The organism is Methylosinus sp. LW4 (assembly GCF_000379125.1).
In the GTDB taxonomy this organism is placed as follows: Bacteria; Pseudomonadota; Alphaproteobacteria; order Rhizobiales; family Beijerinckiaceae; genus Methylosinus.
In genome coordinates this window covers 2,614,369-2,632,723 of the sequence record NZ_KB900626.1, presented here as the reverse complement: position 1 = coordinate 2,632,723, position 18,355 = coordinate 2,614,369, and the positions used below count along the sequence as shown (strand labels likewise).

The 18,355-nt window shown below is 66.5% G+C and carries 15 protein-coding genes; 8 read left to right on the top strand and 7 right to left on the bottom strand.

From position 1 onward, the window contains the following. Positions 1-30 precede the first annotated feature (30 nt). On the bottom strand, positions 31-648 hold the full coding sequence (locus METLW4_RS0113195; RefSeq protein ID WP_043331843.1) for an FMN-dependent NADH-azoreductase: 618 nt from the start codon (positions 646-648) through the stop codon (positions 31-33). Between the two features lie 77 nt (positions 649-725). Between METLW4_RS0113195 and METLW4_RS0113190 the strand changes: the two genes are divergently transcribed. The 3 genes from METLW4_RS0113190 to METLW4_RS0113180 all read left to right on the top strand — a co-directional run bounded on the left by METLW4_RS0113190 (position 726) and on the right by METLW4_RS0113180 (position 5,438). Then, complete coding sequence (locus METLW4_RS0113190) at positions 726-1,133, top strand: winged helix-turn-helix transcriptional regulator (protein ID WP_018266686.1); 408 nt, start codon at positions 726-728, stop codon at positions 1,131-1,133. Between the two features lie 354 nt (positions 1,134-1,487). After that, a complete protein-coding gene (locus tag METLW4_RS0113185; RefSeq protein WP_245258450.1) occupies positions 1,488-3,785 on the top strand; it encodes a hypothetical protein in 2,298 nt (765 codons plus the stop codon). Positions 3,786-3,815: 30 nt separating this feature from the next. After that, positions 3,816-5,438: a cyclic peptide export ABC transporter gene (locus METLW4_RS0113180; RefSeq protein ID WP_018266684.1), complete on the top strand. Its 1,623-nt coding sequence runs from the start codon at positions 3,816-3,818 to the stop codon at positions 5,436-5,438. Positions 5,439-5,444: 6 nt separating this feature from the next. Here the strand turns inward: METLW4_RS0113180 and hemH are convergent, their stop codons facing one another. The 4 genes from hemH to METLW4_RS0113160 all read right to left on the bottom strand — a co-directional run bounded on the left by hemH (position 5,445) and on the right by METLW4_RS0113160 (position 8,097). Then, entirely contained in the window at positions 5,445-6,440 is a 996-nt protein-coding gene (gene hemH, locus METLW4_RS0113175) for a ferrochelatase (RefSeq protein ID WP_018266683.1), read from the bottom strand. Next, a complete protein-coding gene (gene panB / locus METLW4_RS0113170) occupies positions 6,437-7,246 on the bottom strand; it encodes a 3-methyl-2-oxobutanoate hydroxymethyltransferase (protein ID WP_018266682.1) in 810 nt (269 codons plus the stop codon). Before panB ends, hemH begins: the two co-directional genes overlap by 4 nt. A gap of 66 nt (positions 7,247-7,312) precedes the next feature. Next, positions 7,313-7,438 (bottom strand): hypothetical protein, encoded by a 126-nt coding sequence (locus METLW4_RS28780; protein WP_018266681.1) that lies wholly within the window; start codon positions 7,436-7,438, stop codon positions 7,313-7,315. Between the two features lie 80 nt (positions 7,439-7,518). Continuing rightward, positions 7,519-8,097, bottom strand: a complete 579-nt coding sequence (locus tag METLW4_RS0113160; RefSeq protein ID WP_018266680.1) for a L,D-transpeptidase — start codon at positions 8,095-8,097, stop codon at positions 7,519-7,521. 186 nt (positions 8,098-8,283) lie between these two features. On the opposite strand from METLW4_RS0113160, the gene METLW4_RS0113155 reads away from it, so the two are divergent. From METLW4_RS0113155 to METLW4_RS0113135, 5 genes are all read left to right on the top strand, one after another. After that, a complete protein-coding gene (locus METLW4_RS0113155; protein ID WP_026191485.1) occupies positions 8,284-9,498 on the top strand; it encodes an alpha/beta hydrolase family protein in 1,215 nt (404 codons plus the stop codon). Positions 9,499-9,919: 421 nt separating this feature from the next. Further along, a complete protein-coding gene (gene rpsF, locus METLW4_RS0113150; protein WP_018266678.1) occupies positions 9,920-10,366 on the top strand; it encodes a 30S ribosomal protein S6 in 447 nt (148 codons plus the stop codon). Next, positions 10,366-10,602 (top strand): 30S ribosomal protein S18, encoded by a 237-nt coding sequence (rpsR, locus tag METLW4_RS0113145; protein WP_018266677.1) that lies wholly within the window; start codon positions 10,366-10,368, stop codon positions 10,600-10,602. Before rpsF ends, rpsR begins: the two co-directional genes overlap by 1 nt. A 165-nt stretch (positions 10,603-10,767) precedes the next feature. Beyond that, entirely contained in the window at positions 10,768-11,166 is a 399-nt protein-coding gene (locus METLW4_RS0113140; RefSeq protein WP_018266676.1) for a hypothetical protein, read from the top strand. A 220-nt stretch (positions 11,167-11,386) separates the two neighbouring features. Further along, positions 11,387-12,454, top strand: a complete 1,068-nt coding sequence (locus tag METLW4_RS0113135; RefSeq protein WP_018266675.1) for a sensor histidine kinase — start codon at positions 11,387-11,389, stop codon at positions 12,452-12,454. A 225-nt stretch (positions 12,455-12,679) separates the two neighbouring features. Here METLW4_RS0113135 and METLW4_RS0113130 read toward each other — a convergent pair whose 3' ends face one another. After that, positions 12,680-13,543 carry an ATP-binding protein gene (locus METLW4_RS0113130; protein ID WP_018266674.1) on the bottom strand — a complete coding sequence of 288 codons (864 nt, stop codon included), beginning with the start codon at positions 13,541-13,543 and terminating at the stop codon, positions 12,680-12,682. Positions 13,544-13,668: 125 nt separating this feature from the next. Then, positions 13,669-18,072 carry an SEL1-like repeat protein gene (locus tag METLW4_RS0113125; RefSeq protein WP_026191484.1) on the bottom strand — a complete coding sequence of 1,468 codons (4,404 nt, stop codon included), beginning with the start codon at positions 18,070-18,072 and terminating at the stop codon, positions 13,669-13,671. Between the last annotated feature and the right edge of the window lie 283 nt (positions 18,073-18,355).

Sequence of the window (18,355 nt, the reverse complement as noted above, 5' to 3'; positions counted from 1 at the left end):
CACGTTCGCCCGTGGGGCCGTTTTTTTTGCTCAGGCGGCCTGCAGCGCGGCGATGTCGCGGCGGGCGGAGGCCAGCGCCTCCTCCTTCTGCGCCGGGCCGAGGCCGACGCCCTCGGCGCGCACGAAGGCGAAATCGGCGACGCCGAGATTGCCGAAGGTCGTGCGCAGATAGGCTTCCTGATGATCCTGCGCGGAAAGCGTCTCATTCCCGGCATAGAGGCTGCCGCGCGTCGAGACGACGATGAGCCGCTTGCCGGTCACGAGGCCCTTGAGCCCGTCGGCCGTATAGGCGAAGGTCTTGCCCGGCACGACGAGATGGTCGATCCAGCCGCGCAATTGCGTGGGGATGGAGAAATTATACATGGGCGCGCCGATCACGACGATATCGGCGGCGAGAAACTCCTCCAGGATCGTGCGGGCGGTAGCGAGCTCGGCCCGCAGCGCCGCATCCTCCGGCTCCGCGCCGGCTCCGCGGGCGAAGAAGAGAGCGCTGGAGAGAATGGGCGGCGCCACGGCGGCGACGTCGCGATAGGCGACCTCGAGCCCGGGGATATCGCCGCGCAGCTTCTCCACCAGCTCGGCGGTGAGGCGGCGGCTCAGCGATTTCTCTCCCATAATGCTCGAGTCTATGTGCAAAAGGCGCGTCATGCGGCTCGCTCCTGGTATAAAGTGGTAACTTAGGCTAGCTTGCTTCCTATCGGCGCGGCGCGCAAGGAGGCACATTTTTGGAACGGGGTCACATTCATGTTCCCGCCCAATGCGGGCGCATTGCGGCCATTCTATCGCGGATCGGCGACAAATGGACCGTGCTGGTCGTCGAATCGCTCGGCGCCGGGCCTTTGCGGTTCAACGAGCTGCGGCGGCGCATCGGCGGCATTTCGCAGCGCATGCTGACGTTGACGCTGCGCGCGGCCGAGCGTGACGGCTTCGTCACGCGCACTGTCTATCCCACTATACCGCCCCGCGTCGATTACGAGCTGACGCCGCTCGGCCGCTCTCTGCGCGAGCCGCTGCATCGGCTGGGCGATTGGGCGCTCGAGCATGTCGAGACGATCGAGGAGGCGCGGCGCCGCTTCGACGCCGAGGCGGAAAAGCAGGCCGCGGCGCGGCCGCAGCGCGCTATCGGCGCGTGAAGGAGAGTGGTCAGCACTTCCATCTCCTCACGCATTGCGAAATGCTGCAGCCGTCCTGGCCGGGCTTGTCCCGGCCATCCACGCCACGCAGCTGAGAAACCATAGGAAAGTGCCCGCCATCGACGGATTCTCTCCCATGTCGGACGCCGCCGGAGCTTCGGCGTTACGCCAAACTTCTACCGCGTCTCGGCGTGCGCTGGCGTGGGTGGCCGGGACAAGCCCGGCCAGGACGCCGTGGGGCGCGGAGGATATGTGCATTCGATAGCCCCTCGAGGGGAGGGTGGGGGCGCCGTCTTCGTCCTTTGCGCTTTCGCAAAATTCATGCGCAATGCCGCGTGATCGAGATTCGTCGGAGTGAGCCGAGAAGTGACCGAGCGTCCGCAGACCAATGTTTCCCATGGCGCCGCTGCGCTCGTCTTTCTGGCCGCTGCGGTGGTTCTCGCCTTTCCTTGGGCGTCCGGCCGCGTCACCGTCCCTTGGGACGCCAAGGCGCATTTCCAGCCGCAATTCGCCTTTCTCGCCCATGCGCTGCATTCGGGCCAATCGCCCTTCTGGACGCCCAATGTCTTCGCCGGCTCGCCGCAGCTCGCCGATCCGCAATCGCTGATCTTCTCGCCCTTCTTCCTCATCGCCGCCTGGCTCGTTCCCGAGCCCTCCTTCGCGCTCGAGGACGGCATTGTCTTCGCGATGCTGGCGATGGGCGGGCTCGCCTTCATCGCCTATTTCCGCGACCGCAAATTCTCGGCGGAAGGCGCGCTGCTCTGCGCGCTGGCCTTCGCCTTCGGCGGCTCGGCCGCCTGGCGCATTCAGCATACGGGACAGGTGATGAGCCTCGCCTGGTTTCCGGTGACGCTCTTCCTGCTCGCGCGCGCGCTCGATCGCCGCTCGGCGCAATGGGGCGCCTATGCCGGCGTTGCGGCGGCCTTTCTCGTGCTCGGACGCGATCAGGTCGCTTTTCTCGAAGTGCTCGTCCTCTCGGCCTACGCCGTCTTCCGCGTCTTTTCCGATGATGCGAAGATTTCCACCGCCATCGCGCCGCTCGCGGCCGGCGCGGCCTGCGGAATCGCCATCATCATCGTTCCGCTGCTGCTGACGATGGAGCTGGCGTCGCAATCCAATCGGCCGGCCATCGATCTCGAAGGCGCCTTGCGCGGCTCGCTGCATCCGGCGGCGCTGCTCACTTTCGTCTCGGCCAATCTCTTCGGCACGGATGGTCCGCTCGCGAATTTCTGGGGACCGCCGGCGGCGGTTTTCGGCTCGCCGGATCTCTTTCTCGCGCGCAATATGTGCGACGTCTACATTGGCGCGCTGCCGCTGCTCTCGCTCATCGCGCTGACGCGCCACGGCCTGCCGTCCAATCGCGAGATCAGCTTCTTTTCCGCCGCGGCGCTGGCGCTGCTGCTCTATGCGCTCGGCCGCTTCACGCCGGCCTTCGCGCTGATGTTTCACATACCGGGCGTCGATCTCTTCCGCCGCCCGGCGGACGCGACCTTCCCGCTCTGCGCCGTGCTCGCCATTCTCGCCGGCTTCGGCCTCAATGTCGTCGCCAATGCGCCGAGCAAGCCGCCCTTGCGCTATCTCGCGGCGGCGCTGGGCGTTCTATTCGCGCTCGCCATTGCGCTCGCCTGGAGCAAGGATCATCTTTCCGCGGCGCTCCTGCCGCTCGCGGAAAGCGCCGGCTTCGTGAGCCTGGCCTTTCTCGTCATCGCCTTCGCGCCGCAGCTCGCGACGCGGCGTTATGCGCTGCTCGCCGCCGTCGGCGCGACGATGACGCTCGATCTCGCCTTCAACAATGGCCCCAATGAATCGACCGCGCTGCCGCCGCAGAATTTCGACGTGCTGCGCGCGGACACGCAAAACGACACGATCGCTCTCTTGCGCGCGCGCCTCGCGGCGACGGCGGCGCCGGATCGGCGCGACCGCGTCGAGCTCGCCGGCATTGATTTCCACTGGCCCAACGCCTCGCTGGTGCATGGCTTCGATCAGGAGTTCGGCTACAACCCTGTGCGCCTGCGCCTGCTCGAGGATGCGACCGGCGTCGGCGACCATCTCGCGCTGCCCGATCAGCGCGTCTTCTCCAAGCTCTATCCCTCCTATCGCTCGACGCTCGCCGATCTCATCGGCCTGCGCTTCATCGCGACCGGCGTGCCGATCGAGCAGATCGACAAGAATTTGAAGCCCGGCGGTCTCGAATTCATCGCGCGCACCAAGGACGCTTACGTCTATGAGAATAAGCGCGCTCTGCCGCGCGTGCTGCTCGCGACCTGCGCCTCGCGCGTCGATTTCGCGCAGATGATCGAGGATGGCGTTTGGCCAGATCTCGACTATCGCGCCAGCGTGCTGTTGGAGGAGCCGCCCGTCTGCCGTCATTCGCGGCCGGAGGAGGGCGAGGCGAGCGGCGCGCGCATCCGCTCCTATGGCAATACGGAGGTGGTCATCGACGCCGACGTTCCGCGCGGCGGCGGCTATGTCGTGCTGAACGATATTTTCCATCCGTCCTGGACGGCGGAAATCGACGGCGAGCCGGCGGAGATTCTCCGCGCCAATGTGATGTTCCGCGCCGTCGCCGTGTCGCAGGGCAAGCATGAGGTGCGTTTCGTCTATCGGCCCTTCGACGAGCTGTGGCGGCGGCTGACGGGGCGGACGCAGTGATTTTATTCATTCATTTCACCGAGGCCATAGATGCGGAACAGGTTTCTTCTGCGTGCGTCCGCTCGTCTGCTCGCACCCTATAAAAGGCAGGCTCTCGCCGCGGCGCTTACGGGCGGCGCGTCGAGCCTCGCGACGGTCGGCGTTCTCGCCATGATCGAACGCGCCCTCGGCAATGGCCTCGCCGCCGCCGAGATCGCGATTTTCGCTGGGCTCTGCGCGGCGATTCTCGCAGGCGAAATCGTCGCGAACCGCGCGAACAGCGAGGTCGTCCAGGGCGCCGTCGCCGATCTTCGCAAGGAGCTGGTCGACAAGATTCTCTGCGCGCCGGTCGCGGCGCTCGAGCGCTTGCAGCGGCATCGCATCGTCACCGCGCTCAATCACGACGTCGACGAAATCTGCCAGTTCGTGCGCGGACTTCCCTTTCTATTCGTGTCCGTGCTCACCGCGCTCGGCTGCGCGGCCTATCTCGTCTTTTTGTCCTGGCGCCTCGCGCTGGTCGCCCTCGCCTTCGCCGGCCTGCCGATCTATCTCATGCGGCGCGCCCTTTCGAGCGGCTTCGAGATATTCGACGCGGAACGACGCGCGCGCGACGAGCTGCAGAAGGATTATGACGCGCTGATCGAGGGCGCGAAGGAGTTGCGCCTCAATCGCGTGCGGCGCGCTGTTTTCCGCAATGATCGGCTGTTTGCGCGGATCGAGCGCATACGCGATTTGACCACCCGCAATTTCGTGATCTTCTCCACTGTCGAGGCGATCGACACGACCTCCATCTTCATCGTCATCGGCGCGCTGACCGCGGCGCAATCGGCGCTGGGGGAAGCGCCCGCGACGACAGGGACGTTCATCGTCGCGCTCCTCTATTTGCGCGCGCCCGTCAATAACATGATCGCCTATGTCCCATTGTTCGGCCGTGCGGCGACGTCGTTTCGCCGCGTCGTCGATCTCTCCGAGAGCTTCACGACGGCGGAGCCGCGGCTCGTCGAAAGCGCAGCGCAGCCGCCTTCGCCGTTCTTCGGCTCGGTGGAATTGCGCGGCGTGACCTTTCAATATTCGCAGGAGGAGAATGTCGCCGGCTTCACGCTCGGCCCGGCGGATTTTCACATTCGCCCCGGCGAGATCGTGTTCATCGTCGGCGAGAATGGCGGCGGCAAGACCACGCTGCTCAAGCTCATTCTCGGCGTCTATCCGCCGACGAGCGGCGAAATTCTCGTTGACGGCCGGCCGGTCTCCGACGCCGAGCGCGACGATTATCGCCAGCTCTTCTCCGCCGTTTTCTTCGACTATTTCCTTTTCGACGATGTGAGCGTCTCGCAGGAGTCGGCCGCCGCGGCGCAGGATTATCTCGCGCTCATGGAGATTTCGGAAAAGACCGCGATCGAGAATGGCGTCTATACGACAACGGCGCTCTCCGCCGGCCAGCGCAAGCGTCTCGCGCTCGTGTCCGCCTTCGCCGAGGGGCGGCCGGTGATGGTCTTCGACGAATGGGCGGCGGAGCAGGACCCTGCGTTTCGTCGCGCTTTCTATCGCGAGATTCTTCCCGATCTGAAGCGGCGCGGCAAGACGCTCGTCGTCATCTCGCATGACGACCGCTATTTCGACGCCGCCGACCGCATCGTCACGATCAGCGGCGGAAAGATTTCCGCAGAAGCCTGACGCCGCTCACGAGTCCAGCCAGCCGGCGAGCTCTCGCCGCGCGATCGTCTCCAGCGCGCGCAATCCATCGTCGCTGTCGTTGAGGCAGTCGAGCCGCGCGAATTTTTCGCCGCCGGCTGTCAAATAAGAATGGCGTAGCTCGACGCCGATCTCCTCGAGCGTTTCCAGACAATCGGAGACGAAGCCTGGCGTCAGCACGGCGACGCGTTTCACGCCGCTCTGCGCCAGCTCTTGCAGCACATTGGCCGTATAGGGGCCGATCCATTGCGCGCGGCCGAAGCGCGATTGAAAGGCGAGACGCAAATGCTGCGTCGACATGCCGAGCGCGGCGCGCAGACGATCGTATGTCGTCTCGCAATGGCGGCGATAGGGATCGCCGCGATCGATCTGCGCTTGCGGCAGGCCGTGGAAAGAGGCGATCAGAACATCCGGCGTAAAATCGAGCGCAGCGAGCTGCGCGCGCGTCGAGGCGGCGAGCGCTTCTATATAGGCGGAATCGTCATAGAAGGGCGGGACGATGCGCAATGTCGGCTGCTCGCGCAGCAGCGCCAGCGCGCGGGCCGTTTCGTCGAAGACGGAGGCCGTCGTCGAGGCGGCATATTGCGGATAGAGCGGAAACAGCAAGATACGCTCGCAGCCCTCGGCGCGCAGCGCGTCGATCTTCTCGCCGATGGACGGCCCGGCGTAGCGCATGGCGAAATCGACGATGACATTCTGTTCCGTGAAGCGCGCGCCGAGCTTTTCCGCCTGCGCGCGGGTGATCGTCTTCAGCGGGCCTTCGTCGCGCTCCTCGTTCCAGACGGAGCGATAGGCGCGCGCGGAGCGGCGCGGCCGAAAGGTGAGCACGAAGCTCTCGAGAATGGGGCGCCACAGCAGCGGCGGCAGATCGACGACGCGGCGATCCGACAGAAACTCGCGCAAATAGCGCCGCACCGACCAATAATCGGCGCCCTGCGGCGTGCCGAGATTGACGAGCAGAAGCCCGATGCGAGACGCGCTCATGCGATGATCTTTTCCAATGCCGTCAGCTCCGCCGCCTCCATGGAGAAGCCATTCTCCTCGGCCGGAAAGCGCCCCTCGCGAACGTCCTGCGCGTAAGCGGCGATAGCCGCGCGCAGCGCCGCGCCCAGCTCCACATAGCGGCGATTATGCTTGAAGTCGCGCGTTCCCAGCGCCGCGAGATCATGCACGACCAGCACTTGCGCGTCGCAATCGGCGCCGGCGCCAATGCCGATCGTCGGCGCGCGCAGGCGCTCTGTGATCTTCGCCGCGAGCTCGCGCGGGATCAGCTCGAGAACGAGGAAATCGGCGCCCGCCGCATCCAGCGCCAGCGCGTCGGCGAGGAGCTTGGCCGCGGCTTCCGCCGTCTTGCCCTGGCGGCGCTTGCCCTCCTGATGCTGCGACTCGAGCCCGATGTGGCAGCAGACCTCATAGCCCTCGCGCTTCAGCGCGCGCACGATTTCCGGCCGTGCGCCTTCGAATTTCACGCAATCGGCGCCTGCCTGCGCGAGACGCGCGGCGCTGGCGAGCGCTTGCGCCTCGCTCTCATAAGTCGCGAAAGGAAGGTCGCCGATCAAATAGACGCCCGGCGCGCCGCGGCGCACGGCGGCGATGTGATGCGCCATATCGTCCAGCGTCACCTCGCGCTCGCTGGCGTAGCCCAGCACATTGGTGCCGACGCTGTCGCCGATCATGAGGATATCGACGCCCGCCTCCGCCTCGAGCCGCGCGGTCGGCGCGTCATAGGCGGTCAGCACGACGAATTTCTCGCCGCGCTTCTTCATCTCGACGAAACGGCCGGCCGCCATCTGCTCACCTTCCCTGATGCGCGTCAGGGCGCTGTATAGAGCAAAGGCGGCCGCGGAAAAAGCCGCTCAGCGCGCGCAGGCCTGCGGCGGCAGAGGCAGGCGTATGTCCTGCAGCTCGTGGGTGCATTTGTCGCAACCCGCGAGCAGCGCATAGGCGGCGACGAGACCCGCCAGAATGCAGAGCTTGCGCATGATCTTCTTCCTCGAGACTCCGCCGCCGTCGCCGCCACGATAGCGTCGCGCGGGTTAATAGCTCGAGAAGGGCGCCGCTGTCATTTCAGCACGACCACGCGGGTTCCGACCTTCACCCGATCATAGAGATCGGCGACGTCGTGATTGGTCATGCGGATGCAGCCGGAGGAGACCGCCTCGCCAATCGTGTCGCCCTCATTGGAGCCGTGGATGCGATATTCGCTGGAGCCGAGATAGAGCGCGCGCGCGCCGAGCGGATTGTCCTGGCCGCCCGCCATATAGCGGGGCAGATCCGGCCGGCGCTTCAGCATGGCGGCCGGCGGGCGCCAGTCGGGCCATTCCTTCTTGGCGGTGATCGTCTTCACGCCGGACCAGGTGAAGCCCTCGCGGCCGACGCCGACGCCATATTCGATCGCTCGCGTCGGGCCGAGCACATAATAGAGCCGCCGCTCCTTGGTGGAGACGACGATCGTGCCCTTCTTATATTGCGGATGGCTCCAGACGACCTCCTGGCTCGGGATCGACTGCAGGCGGAAGTTGTTGACGAAATCCGCGACCGGGCCGCGATCGAAAGGATTGGCCGCCTGCGCGCTCCCCGAAAGGACGAGGCCGAATGCGATAGCTCCCGCGCAGCGCGCCCAGGTCGAGATCATGCCCATTGCTCTCCGTTCCGTTTACGTCCGCGTCGTTTCTCGGGAGCAAATGCGGCCGAAATGGGATGGCGAGGCCGGCGGCGTATTTTCGGCGACGGATGCGATTTGGAAAATATTGCGGTCTATACGTCGTTTGCGCCGCTCGGCGCGCCGATGACCTCGACTCTCCCCCGAAACCCGAAAGGCTCCCTCATGCCGATCACTCTTCGCGCGCTGATCTTCGTCTCGGCGCTGTTCTTCGGCGCGGCCGCGCAGGCGGCGCCCGCCGCGCGAAATGCGCCGGTCGAAGTCTCTTCCGGCGTGAAATACGAGCTGGTGGCGCGCTGGGACGTCCATCGGCTGAATCAGATTTTGCAGACCGACACGCCGAAATTCGCGGGCGTCAAAGTGGACTACACGCCGGCGCGCAATGGCGTGAAGCTGTACAGAATCACCTATTCCTCCGTCATGCCGGAGAAGGGCAACGCCCCGACCGTCGCCTCCGGCCTGCTCGCCGTGCCGGACACGAAGGAGACCTCGTTTCCGATGGTCTCCTACCAGCATGGCACCGTCTACGGGCGCCACGAGGTTCCGTCCTTCGCCGAGGACTCTCCCGAGACGCAGCTGATGATCGCGCAATTCGCCGGGCAGGGCTACGCTGTGATCGGCGCCGATTATTTCGGCCTCGGCGTCTCGCAGGAGCCGGAGGGCTATATGGTCAAGGCCAGCCATCAGCAGGCCTGCTACGATCTGCTGGTCGCCAGTCATAGCGTGCTCGACCATTTGAAGCTGAAGAGCGACAAGCTCTTTCTCTCGGGCTGGTCGCAGGGCGGCTTCGTCACCATGGCCTTTTTGGAGAAGCTCGAGAGCGCGGGCGTCGCCGTGCGCGGCGCGGCCACCGCCAGCGCGCCGCTGGATCTCTTCGCCGCCATGGAGGGCTTTCTCGACTTTCCGCGGCCCAACGACGCCGTCTGGCTGAACAGCATCTTCATCCTCTCGGCCTTTTCCTATGAGAATTACTATGGCGTTCCGGGCCTCGCCCGCTCGCTCTTCGCCGAGGAGCATTACGACATCGCCAAAAAGGCCTATGACCGCGAGCCGATCGATCCCGCGGCCGTGCCGACCGATCTGCGCAAGCTCATCAAGCCGGATTATTTCGATCCGCATTATTTCGCCAATTCGGCCTTCGGCCGGCTGATCGCGGCGACGCAGGCCTATCGCTGGGTGATAAAATCGCCGGTTCGCAACTATTACGGGGAGGCGGACGAGGCGATCACGCAGGGCGTCGGCCGCATGGCGATGACCTATGCGCAGGCTTTCGGCTCCGGCAATAAGGTCGTCGAGGCCGTTTCCACCGGACCGACGACGCATCGCGGCACTTTCGTGACCGCGGTCCCGCAATGGAAGGCCTGGTTCGACGGCCGTTGAGCCAGTGCAATCGGGTGAACGAGAAGAGGAGCCGGGAAAGGCGTTTCCACCTCCCCCTCGAGGGGGGAGGTCGAGCGCCGAAGGCGATCGGGAGGGGGTGAACGCCCCGAGTCTTCGCCGCGAACCCCACCCCGGACCGCTTCGCGGTCCGACCCTCCCCCTAAAAGGGGAGGGTGAGCGCGCCCATTTGGGCGTTCGCCGTTGAGCGCGGCCCTTGCATCCTGCGCCCACGCCGCTATAAAGCGCGCTTCGCGACGCTTCCGGCCGGGGGCTGAACGGAAGGCCTTTGGCTCCGCCCGAGGCAGGGTTCGCCCGTCTTCCAGTGTCTCCGCCTTCGAACTTCCCGATCGAGCCTTTCCTTTGAAGGCTCGAAGGGCTCTGCGCCGAGAGCGGGCTCGCGACGATGAGGAAAGGCAAGAGAATGGCTCTCTACGAGCATATCTATCTTGCGCGCCAGGACGTTTCGCCCCAGCAGGTGGAAGCGCTGACGACGCAGTTCAAGGGCATCATCACGTCGCTCGGCGGCAAGGTGACCAAGACCGAATATTGGGGCGTGAAGTCCCTCGCGTATCGGATCAAGAAGAACCGCAAGGCGCATTTCACCCTTCTCAACATCGACGCCCCGCCGGCGGCTCTCGCCGAGGTCGAGCGTCAGCAGGGCCTGAGCGAGGACGTGCTGCGCTTCCTCACTCTGCGCGTCGACGCGCTGGAGGAGGGCCCCTCCGCACAGCTGCGCAAGCGTGACGACGACGACCGTGGCGACCGCCGCGGCCCCGGCGGCCCGCGCCCCGACCGTGGCGATAGAGGCGACCGTGGCGACCGTCGCCCGCGCCGTGACGAACCCCGCGCCGAAGGAGAGACTTTCTGATGAGCGCCGCAGCACGCCGCCCCTTCTTCCGCCGCCGCAAGTCCTGCCCCTTCTCCGGCGCCAACGCCCCGAAGATCGACTATAAGGACACGCGCCTGCTCTCGCGCTACATCTCCGAGCGCGGCAAGATCGTGCCCTCGCGCATCACGGCCGTCTCGGCCAAGAAGCAGCGCGAGCTGGCCCAGGCCATCAAGCGCGCCCGCTTCCTCGGCCTTCTGCCTTATGTGATCCGCTGAGCTTTCCTCTCGGATCGTGAAACGACCGACGGCCGCGTTCGACGCGGCCGTTTTTTTGTCCGTTTCGATCTTAGGCAATCATCCCGATGCGCTTTGGGCGAAATGCCCGAGCAAAAGCGGGTGTTTCGGGCGAGGAAGCGCTCTCGTTCAAAAGGAGTCCTCGATATGGAAGTTCTGCTCATCGGCGCCGCGGCCTGCATGACGGCCCTGATCTCCAGCGCTTGGCTGATGACCTTCGCGAGATGGTTTCCCCTCGGCGGCGTCGACAGGCTGGCGATCGACTATAAGACGCTGATCCGCGCCCATATCGATTATGCGATGATGGCGGGCTTCGGCGTCGCCTTCTATGGCTCCGGCGTCGAGCTTCCGGCCGCCGCTTGCTGGTGCGTGGCGATCGGCGGCTTCACCAATCCCACTGTCTTCGTCATCGCCGCTTTCGATCCGAATTTCTGGGAAAAGGCGATCTGGAAAATCTACACGGCCGCGACTTTCGTCGTGACGTCCGTCGGCTTTCTGTGGATCGCCTACGCCTTCGTCGCGCATGCGCTGAGACATTGGTCGTGATCTATCAGAATTGAAGAGAATTCGAGAAGAATTGAAGACAATTCTCGCTGCGTAATCGAAGTCTTAGAGACAAATCGAGCGCATCTCTGTCGATTTCTTCTTTACCTTCACGGCGCCTCGGGTCAATATCCCGCGCGGGAGACTGCGTCCGGCGAGACGAGAGCTCGACAATGCGCGCGGAGAAACCGCAGCGCGGCCGGAGGCGACCAGAGGAGGGAGAATGTCGGAGGCCGCGACGGCCGACGATTGGCGTCGACTCGCATTCGACGAGACGGTCGCGGGCCTCGTGCTCGTCGACCAGCGCGGCGTCATCATCGGCGCCAATCCCTGCGCGCGGCGCATGTTCGGCTATGGCTCAGAGGCGGAGGTCATCGGCCTGCCATTCGCCCGCCTTCTGCCGCAGGCGTCGCCATGGAGCGGCGGCTCCGGCCTCGGCCTGGAGGGCGTCCGCCGCGACGGCGCGCATTTTCCGGTCGATGCGCGCTTCTCCGCCATTGCGCGCGACGGCGAGTCGCTCATTCTGGCGACGATCGTCGATCTCTGCGAGACGAGCGCAGAGGGGGCCGCGCTCATCGCCCATGCGGAGGAGCTGGAGCGGCTCAATGAGCGCCTCGCGCGTTTCGCCTTCGTTGCCTCGCAGGATCTTCAGGAGCCGCTGCGCAAGATCGCCGATTTCGGCGATCTGATGGAGCAGGCGATCTCCCGCGGCGCGCATGAGGAGATCGTCCGCGCCAATAGCGTCATGCGCTTTTCCGCGCTGCGGGCGCGCGCGCTGGTGCAGGATCTTCTGTCCTTCTCGCGCATCGTGAACGACGAGCTGGAGCTCGCCGCGCTCGATCTGCGCGAGGCCATCGCGCTTTCGCTGGCCGCGGTGTCGTCGACGATCGCAGAGACCGGCGCGCGGGTGGAGATCGATCTGCCCGAGGTCTCCATCACAGCCGACGCCACGCAATTTCAGCGGCTGGTGCAGAATATTCTGGCCAACGCCATCAAATACAGAAAGCCCGGCCAGCCGGCGGCGATCGACATAAGGGGCTTTTGCGACGAGAGCTCGCTCTGCCTCGCCATCGCGGACGACGGCATCGGCTTCGAGGCGCAATATGCGCAGAAGATCTTCGAGCCGCTGAAGCAATTGCACAGCAAGGTCGATTATCCGGGCTCGGGCGTCGGCCTCGCCATTTGCAAGGCGATCGCCGATCGCCATGGCTGGCGCCTCAGCGTCGAGGCGGAGCCCGGCGTCGGCGCGACCTTCTTCATCGTGCTGCCGTTGCGCGAAGCGAGCGCGTAGCGGTTTCTCATACGGCTCCGGCCGATCGCCTCGGCCCGGCAAATACAATCCCCCTCGTCCTGAGGCGCTTTTTGCGGCACGCAAAAAGCCTCGAAGGACGATCCAGCGCGCGGCGGCTTCGACCCCTTCGAGACGCCCGCTTCGCGGGCTCCTCGGGGCGAGGGATGGATGTTTCATCCGAATGGATCGATCGGAAATCGCACGAGACGGACACGCAAAACCGTATCAGCCGTCGAGCCGCTTGCCGAGCCTGCCGGCGAGGTCCTGCACATATTGCCACGCCACGCGGCCGGAGCGCGCGCCGCGCGTGATGGACCATTCCAGCGCCTCGCGCTCGATCGTCTCCTGTGGCGCGTCGAGCCCGTGATGGCGGGCGTAGCCGAAAATCATGGCGAGATATTCGGCCTGGCTGCAATTGTGGAAGCCGAGCCAGAGGCCGAAGCGATCGGAGAGCGAGACCTTCTCCTCCACCGCCTCGCCGGGATTGATGGCGGAGGAGCGCTCATTCTCCATCATGTCGCGCGGCAGCAGATGGCGACGGTTGGAGGTGGCGTAGAAAAGCGCATTGCGCGGCCGCCCCTCGACGCCGCCCTCGAGCGCGGACTTCAACGATTTATAGCTCGTCTCCGCGGCGTCGAAGGAGAGATCGTCGCAAAAGAGCAGAAAGCCGAACGGCTTTTCACGCAGGGAGGAGAGCAGAATGGGCAGGCTCTCTATGTCCTCGCGATGAATCTCGATGAGCTTCAGCGGCCGCGCGCATTCCTTCTCGCGCGCGATCGTCGCATGCACGGCTTTGACGAGCGAGGATTTGCCCATGCCGCGCGCGCCCCATAGCAGCGCATTGTTGGCCGGCAGCCCGCGCGCGAAGCGGCGCGTGTTGTCGATGAGCTGATCGCGCTGCCGCTCGACGCCCTCGAGCAGCGAGAGATCGACGCGATTGATCTCCGCGACGGCGGAGAATTCTCCGCGCGCCCGCCAGACGAAGGCCTCGGCGCTGGAAAAATCCACCGCGCGCGGCGGCGGCGGGGCGAGCCGCTCCAGCGCGGCGGCGATGCGCTCGAGCAATGCGAGCTTGGCTTCTTCCGACATGAGGCTCCTCGGCCGCGCGGCAAACGGGGTCGGGCGCTTATAGCAGAATTGGCGCGTCGAAAGCGAAAACGCCCCGCGGCTGGCCGCGGGGCGTTTCGATTTCGTTTCGCCGTCGCCGCGGCGTTTTAAAGCGCGGAGACTTTCGGCTTGCCGGCGGCGGGCTTGCCCTCCGGCTTGGCGGGCGCCTTGGCGTTCTCCCAGCCGCCGGGCGGCGGCGGCACGTCATTGGCGGCGTTGTCCGGCTGCTTGGGACGGAAGCCGTCGACGAGCGCCTTTGCGGCCGCCATGTCCTTGGAGTCGAGACGGGCGCGGACCTCGTCGCGCTTCTTGCCGGCGTCCTCGTCGCCCTGCGCGGCGGCGGCCGAGAACCACAGATAGGACTGCGTCAGACTCTGCGGAACGCCGAGCCCGCGGGCGTAGAGAATGGCCAGATTGAACTGGCTGTCGCGCACGCCATATTCGGCCGCCTTGCGGAACCATAGCGCCGCCTGGTCGTAATCCGGCTTGCCGTCGCCGCCGCCGGCGTGCAGCACGGCGAGATTATGCATGGCGCGGGCGTTGCCGGCGTCGGCGGCGCGCTTGTACCAGGAGAGCGCCTTGGCGTAGTCGCGCTCGACGCCCATGCCCTTCTCATAGATGGAGCCGAGCCGATATTGCGCCGGGGCGAGACCCTTTTCGGCCGCCTTCTCGAACCATTGGAAGGCGATCTTGGGATCGCGCGGGGCGCCGCCGCGCCCTTCTGAATAACGCAGGCCGAGCTCATATTGCGCGCTGGCGTCGCCGGCGGCGGCGATCTCCTTGATGACGCCGAAGACATCCTGCCGCGGCGCGGCGGGCGCATTGGCGGATGGCGTTCCGATCGCGCCGACCGGCATGGGATCGACGATCTGGGCGCCGAAGCGTCCGGGCGCCGGAGCCTGCGGATTGGGAGCGAAGGAGCCGACGCCGGAGCCGCCGGGCGCGAGCGCCGGAAGGCCGATCGGCCTCGGCGCGGCGGCCGGCGCCTTGGGAGGCTCGGCTGCCGAAACAGTGGCGGGGGCGGGAGCGCTCGGCTCATGCGAGGCGGCGTCCTTGGGAGCCGCATCCTTGGCGGCGGCGTCCTTGGGCTCGCCGGCCGCATCCTTGTCGGCGGGCTCGACGGAGGCGGTCGCTTCGTTCGGCTCCGCCTGAATGGCGGAAGCCTGCGGAGCCGGATTGTCGAGCGTGACGCGCGCGATCTGATAGGCGCCGTAGAGCAGCACCAGCATGCCGGCGCCGAGCAGCAGCGGCCGGCGGCGGGATTGCAGCGCCGCGCCGACGCCGCCGCCCGCAGCGGCGGCGCGCTCGGGTTCCGGCTTCTGCTCGGCGACGATCTTCTTGGCCGCCTTGCCCTGCGCGGCCTTGCCCTGCGCCGCCGCCGCCTGGGCGTCGACCGCGGCCTGCTGGGCGGCGCGGCGCGCGGCCGCGATGAAATCCTGCTGCACAGAGCCGGAGCGATCGTCGTCGCGGGAGACCATCGGCTCGCGGCGCGGGCGGCGATCGCCCGGCTCCAGCAGAATGTCCTCCACATCGCCGACCGGCGCCGCGGATTTCACGCGCGCGGCGCGGCGCGGCTCGGCTCCGTCCTTGGCGCGCTGCGGCTCCGCGGCTGCGCCCGGCTTGGCCTTGCGCAGATCGGTCAGCTCGTCCTCGAACACGGAGAGCCGCTCGACGACGCGCTGCAGCGTCTCATGGACGGCGGCGAGCGTCTGATTGGTGCGATGGCCGGCCTCGTCCTGGAAATGACGCAGCTCCACCAGCTCCTTCTCCAGCGCGTCCTGCAGGCCGCCGTGAAGCGTCGCGTCGCGCAGCGCGTCCTGCGCCGCCTCGCGCGCGGCGATCTCGGCGACGCGCATGGTGGAGCTGCGCGTCTCCTCGACCTTGGTGGAGAGCGCGCCCAGCGCGCGCTCTATGGCGGCGAAGGAGTCGGCGTTCATGTCGGAGCGGTCGAGCCGTTCCGCGAGCCGGCCGATCTGCTGCTCGAGCGCGCCGAAGGTCGAGCGATCGGCCTCCGGGTCGAGCGCCGCGTCCATTTTCTGCGCCAGCTGCCCGACCAGCTCCGCCAATTGCACATTGGCGTCGTCGCCGCGCCGGCGCGCGGTCGAATCGATGCGCGCGGCCAGCTCGGCGTGGACATGGTCGATGCGCTCGGCCAGCTCGCGCAATTGCTCGGAGCCGGCGGATTTCTGCGCGCTGGCGGCGACGGGCTGCAGCCGCTGCTCCAGCTTCTCGATCTTGCGGCCGAGCTCGTCGAAGCCCGGATGAACGATGCGCGCCTCGCTCGCCGCGTCGATCTTCTTGGCGAGCGAGCTGAACAGCCGCTCGAACTGATTGGGATCGACGCCGGCGCCGTTGCCCTTGCGCTCGACCTCGGAGCGCAGCGCGTGCATCGCCGCGGCGATCTCGCGCAGCTGCTCGGAATCGGCGGATTTCTGCGTCGTCGCGGCGGGCTGTAGCCGCTGCTCGAGCTTCTCGATCTTGCGACCGAGCTCGCCCACCGGATTGGCGATCTTGGCTTCCGTCGCGGCGTCGATCTTCTCGGCCAGCGAGGCGAAGAGGCGTTCGAACTGGCGCGGATCGACGCTCGCGCCCGCGCGCTCCTTGCGATCGAGCTCGGCGCGCAACTCGTCCATGTTGCGGGCGATCTGGCGCAGCTGCTCGGCTTCGGCGGATTTTTGCGCAATGCCGGGCTGGAGCCGTTCCTCGAGCTTCTCGATCTTGCGGCCGAGCTCGCCCACCGGATCGACGATCTTGGATTGCGCGGCCGCGTCGATCTTCTTGGCGAAGGAGGCGAAGAGCTGCTCGACCTTGCTCGCGTCGACGCCCGAGCCGCTGCGCTCTATGCGCGCGGCGAGCGATTTGTGGACCTGGTCGATGCGCTCGTGAATCTCGTCGAAGCGCTTGGCTCCGCCGGATTTGGTCGAGACGGAATCGAGCTTGGCGGCGAATTCCTCCAGCCGGCGCTCGAAGGCGGCGAAGGAGCCGCCGATCTCGGTGGAGACGATGGAGCGAATGCCCTGCACGAGCTCGCTCACATCCTTGACCGTCGCGACATTGGCGCCGGCGGCGCTCAGCTCGTCGACCTGCGTGGTCAGCGCGGCGATGCCGGCCTCGAGCTTCTCGATCGGCAGAGGACGGCGCGAAACCGCCTTCAGCAGCTCGTGAATCTCGCGCGTCTCGCGCGTGATCGCGTCTATGGCGGCGCGATCGGCGCCGCCGGCGGCGTGATGCTCGGCGAGCTTGTCGTTCAGCGCGCGCACTTCCTCATAGAGGACGGCGACGATGCGGCTCGGATCGAGATCGCGCAATATGGACGCGAGATCGGCGGTGAGACGCTCGACGGGCGCCAGCACCATCTCCTCGACGCCATAGAGGCGCTGGGCCTCGACGCGCTCGGCCAGCTCGCGCAGCGCCGATTCGACGGCGGCGACGGAGGCGCGCGGCGCGAGATCGACGAGGGCGCGGGAGAGGCCTTCGAGATCGCAGCGCAAAAGGTCGATCTGGGCCAGGACGGCCGCCTGCTGCTCGCCCTGCACGCTCTGCTCGGCGCGCGTCGACATCAGCTGGCGCGATAGCGATTCGATCGATTCGGCGAGACCGTCGAAGATCGCCGGCCGCGCCTCGATGGCCGCTCTGGCGACGAAATCGCCGCCCGCCTGCTCCCCGAGCGCGCGCTGACGCTCGGTGATCTCGGCGACGGCCTCGGCCAGCGGACGCCGCGCGGCGGCGCGACGATCGCGCTCCTGCCGGCTGTCGCGCTCCTGCTTCTCGCGTTCTTGCTTCTCGCGTTCTTGCTTCTCGCGCTCTTTGCGCCGGCGCTCCTCGGCTTCCTCGTCCAGCCGCGTCGCTATGTCGGCGAGCCGCTGATCGAGCGCGCCGAGCGCATTCTCGAACTCATAGGCGCGATCGTCGTTGGAGAGGCTGTCGAGGCGCGCCTCGAGCCGGGCCAGCGCATTGCGGATCGGCCGCACGCCGCCGTCGTCCGGGCGGGTGGCGATGCGCTCCTCTATGCGGCCGAGCCGGTCCATCACCGCGCCGATATCGTCGCCGAGGCGGGCGCGGCTCGTGTGATTGCGGTCGATCAGCTTGGCGAGGCCGGAGAGGGCGTTGGCCGTCTTGCGCTCGCTATCGGCGGAGCGCCGCTCGAAAAGGGCGACGGCGTCGTCGACGATGGCCTTGGCGTCGACATCGCCGCGGCCGCGCGGCGCGAGCGAGCGGAAATCCTCTTCCGGCTCCTCGTCGCGCAGGTCGCGTCTCGGCGCGGCGTCGCGGCGCATGCGGCCGCGATCATTGCGTCCGTAGAGACGCGAGCGCAGCGCGCGTCGGCGCGCCGGAGCGTTCGGCTCCTCGTCGTCGACGGCGTAAGATCGCTCGTCGAAATTGGCTTTTTCTTGGATCACGTCATCGAGCCAAGCAGAAAGGCTCTTGCCCGAGCGACGTGCGGCGGCGCGCGCGACATCGCGGGTTTCGTGATCTATACCCTTGAAGCTCCAGGGAAATGCCTCTGTCATCGGATATCCGGCGGGCTCGACCCGTGTTGGCTGGGGGAAAACTGGACGAGCGACGACTCGAGAGGCGCGAATCGCGCCGGAACGCTGTGAGGGCGGGGGTACGCCGTCGCCGGGGACTTTCCTTCGAAGAAGGTAAATAAATGGTTAACGCTTGCGCGGAGCCGACCGCGTGGGTCCCCTATTGCGCGGGAAGGGCCGGCTCTCTACCTATTGCTGCGCAGGACGCACGCAACGAATCCCCGATTCGCACGCATTATGAACGACTTGTCTTTCCGCGTCCAAG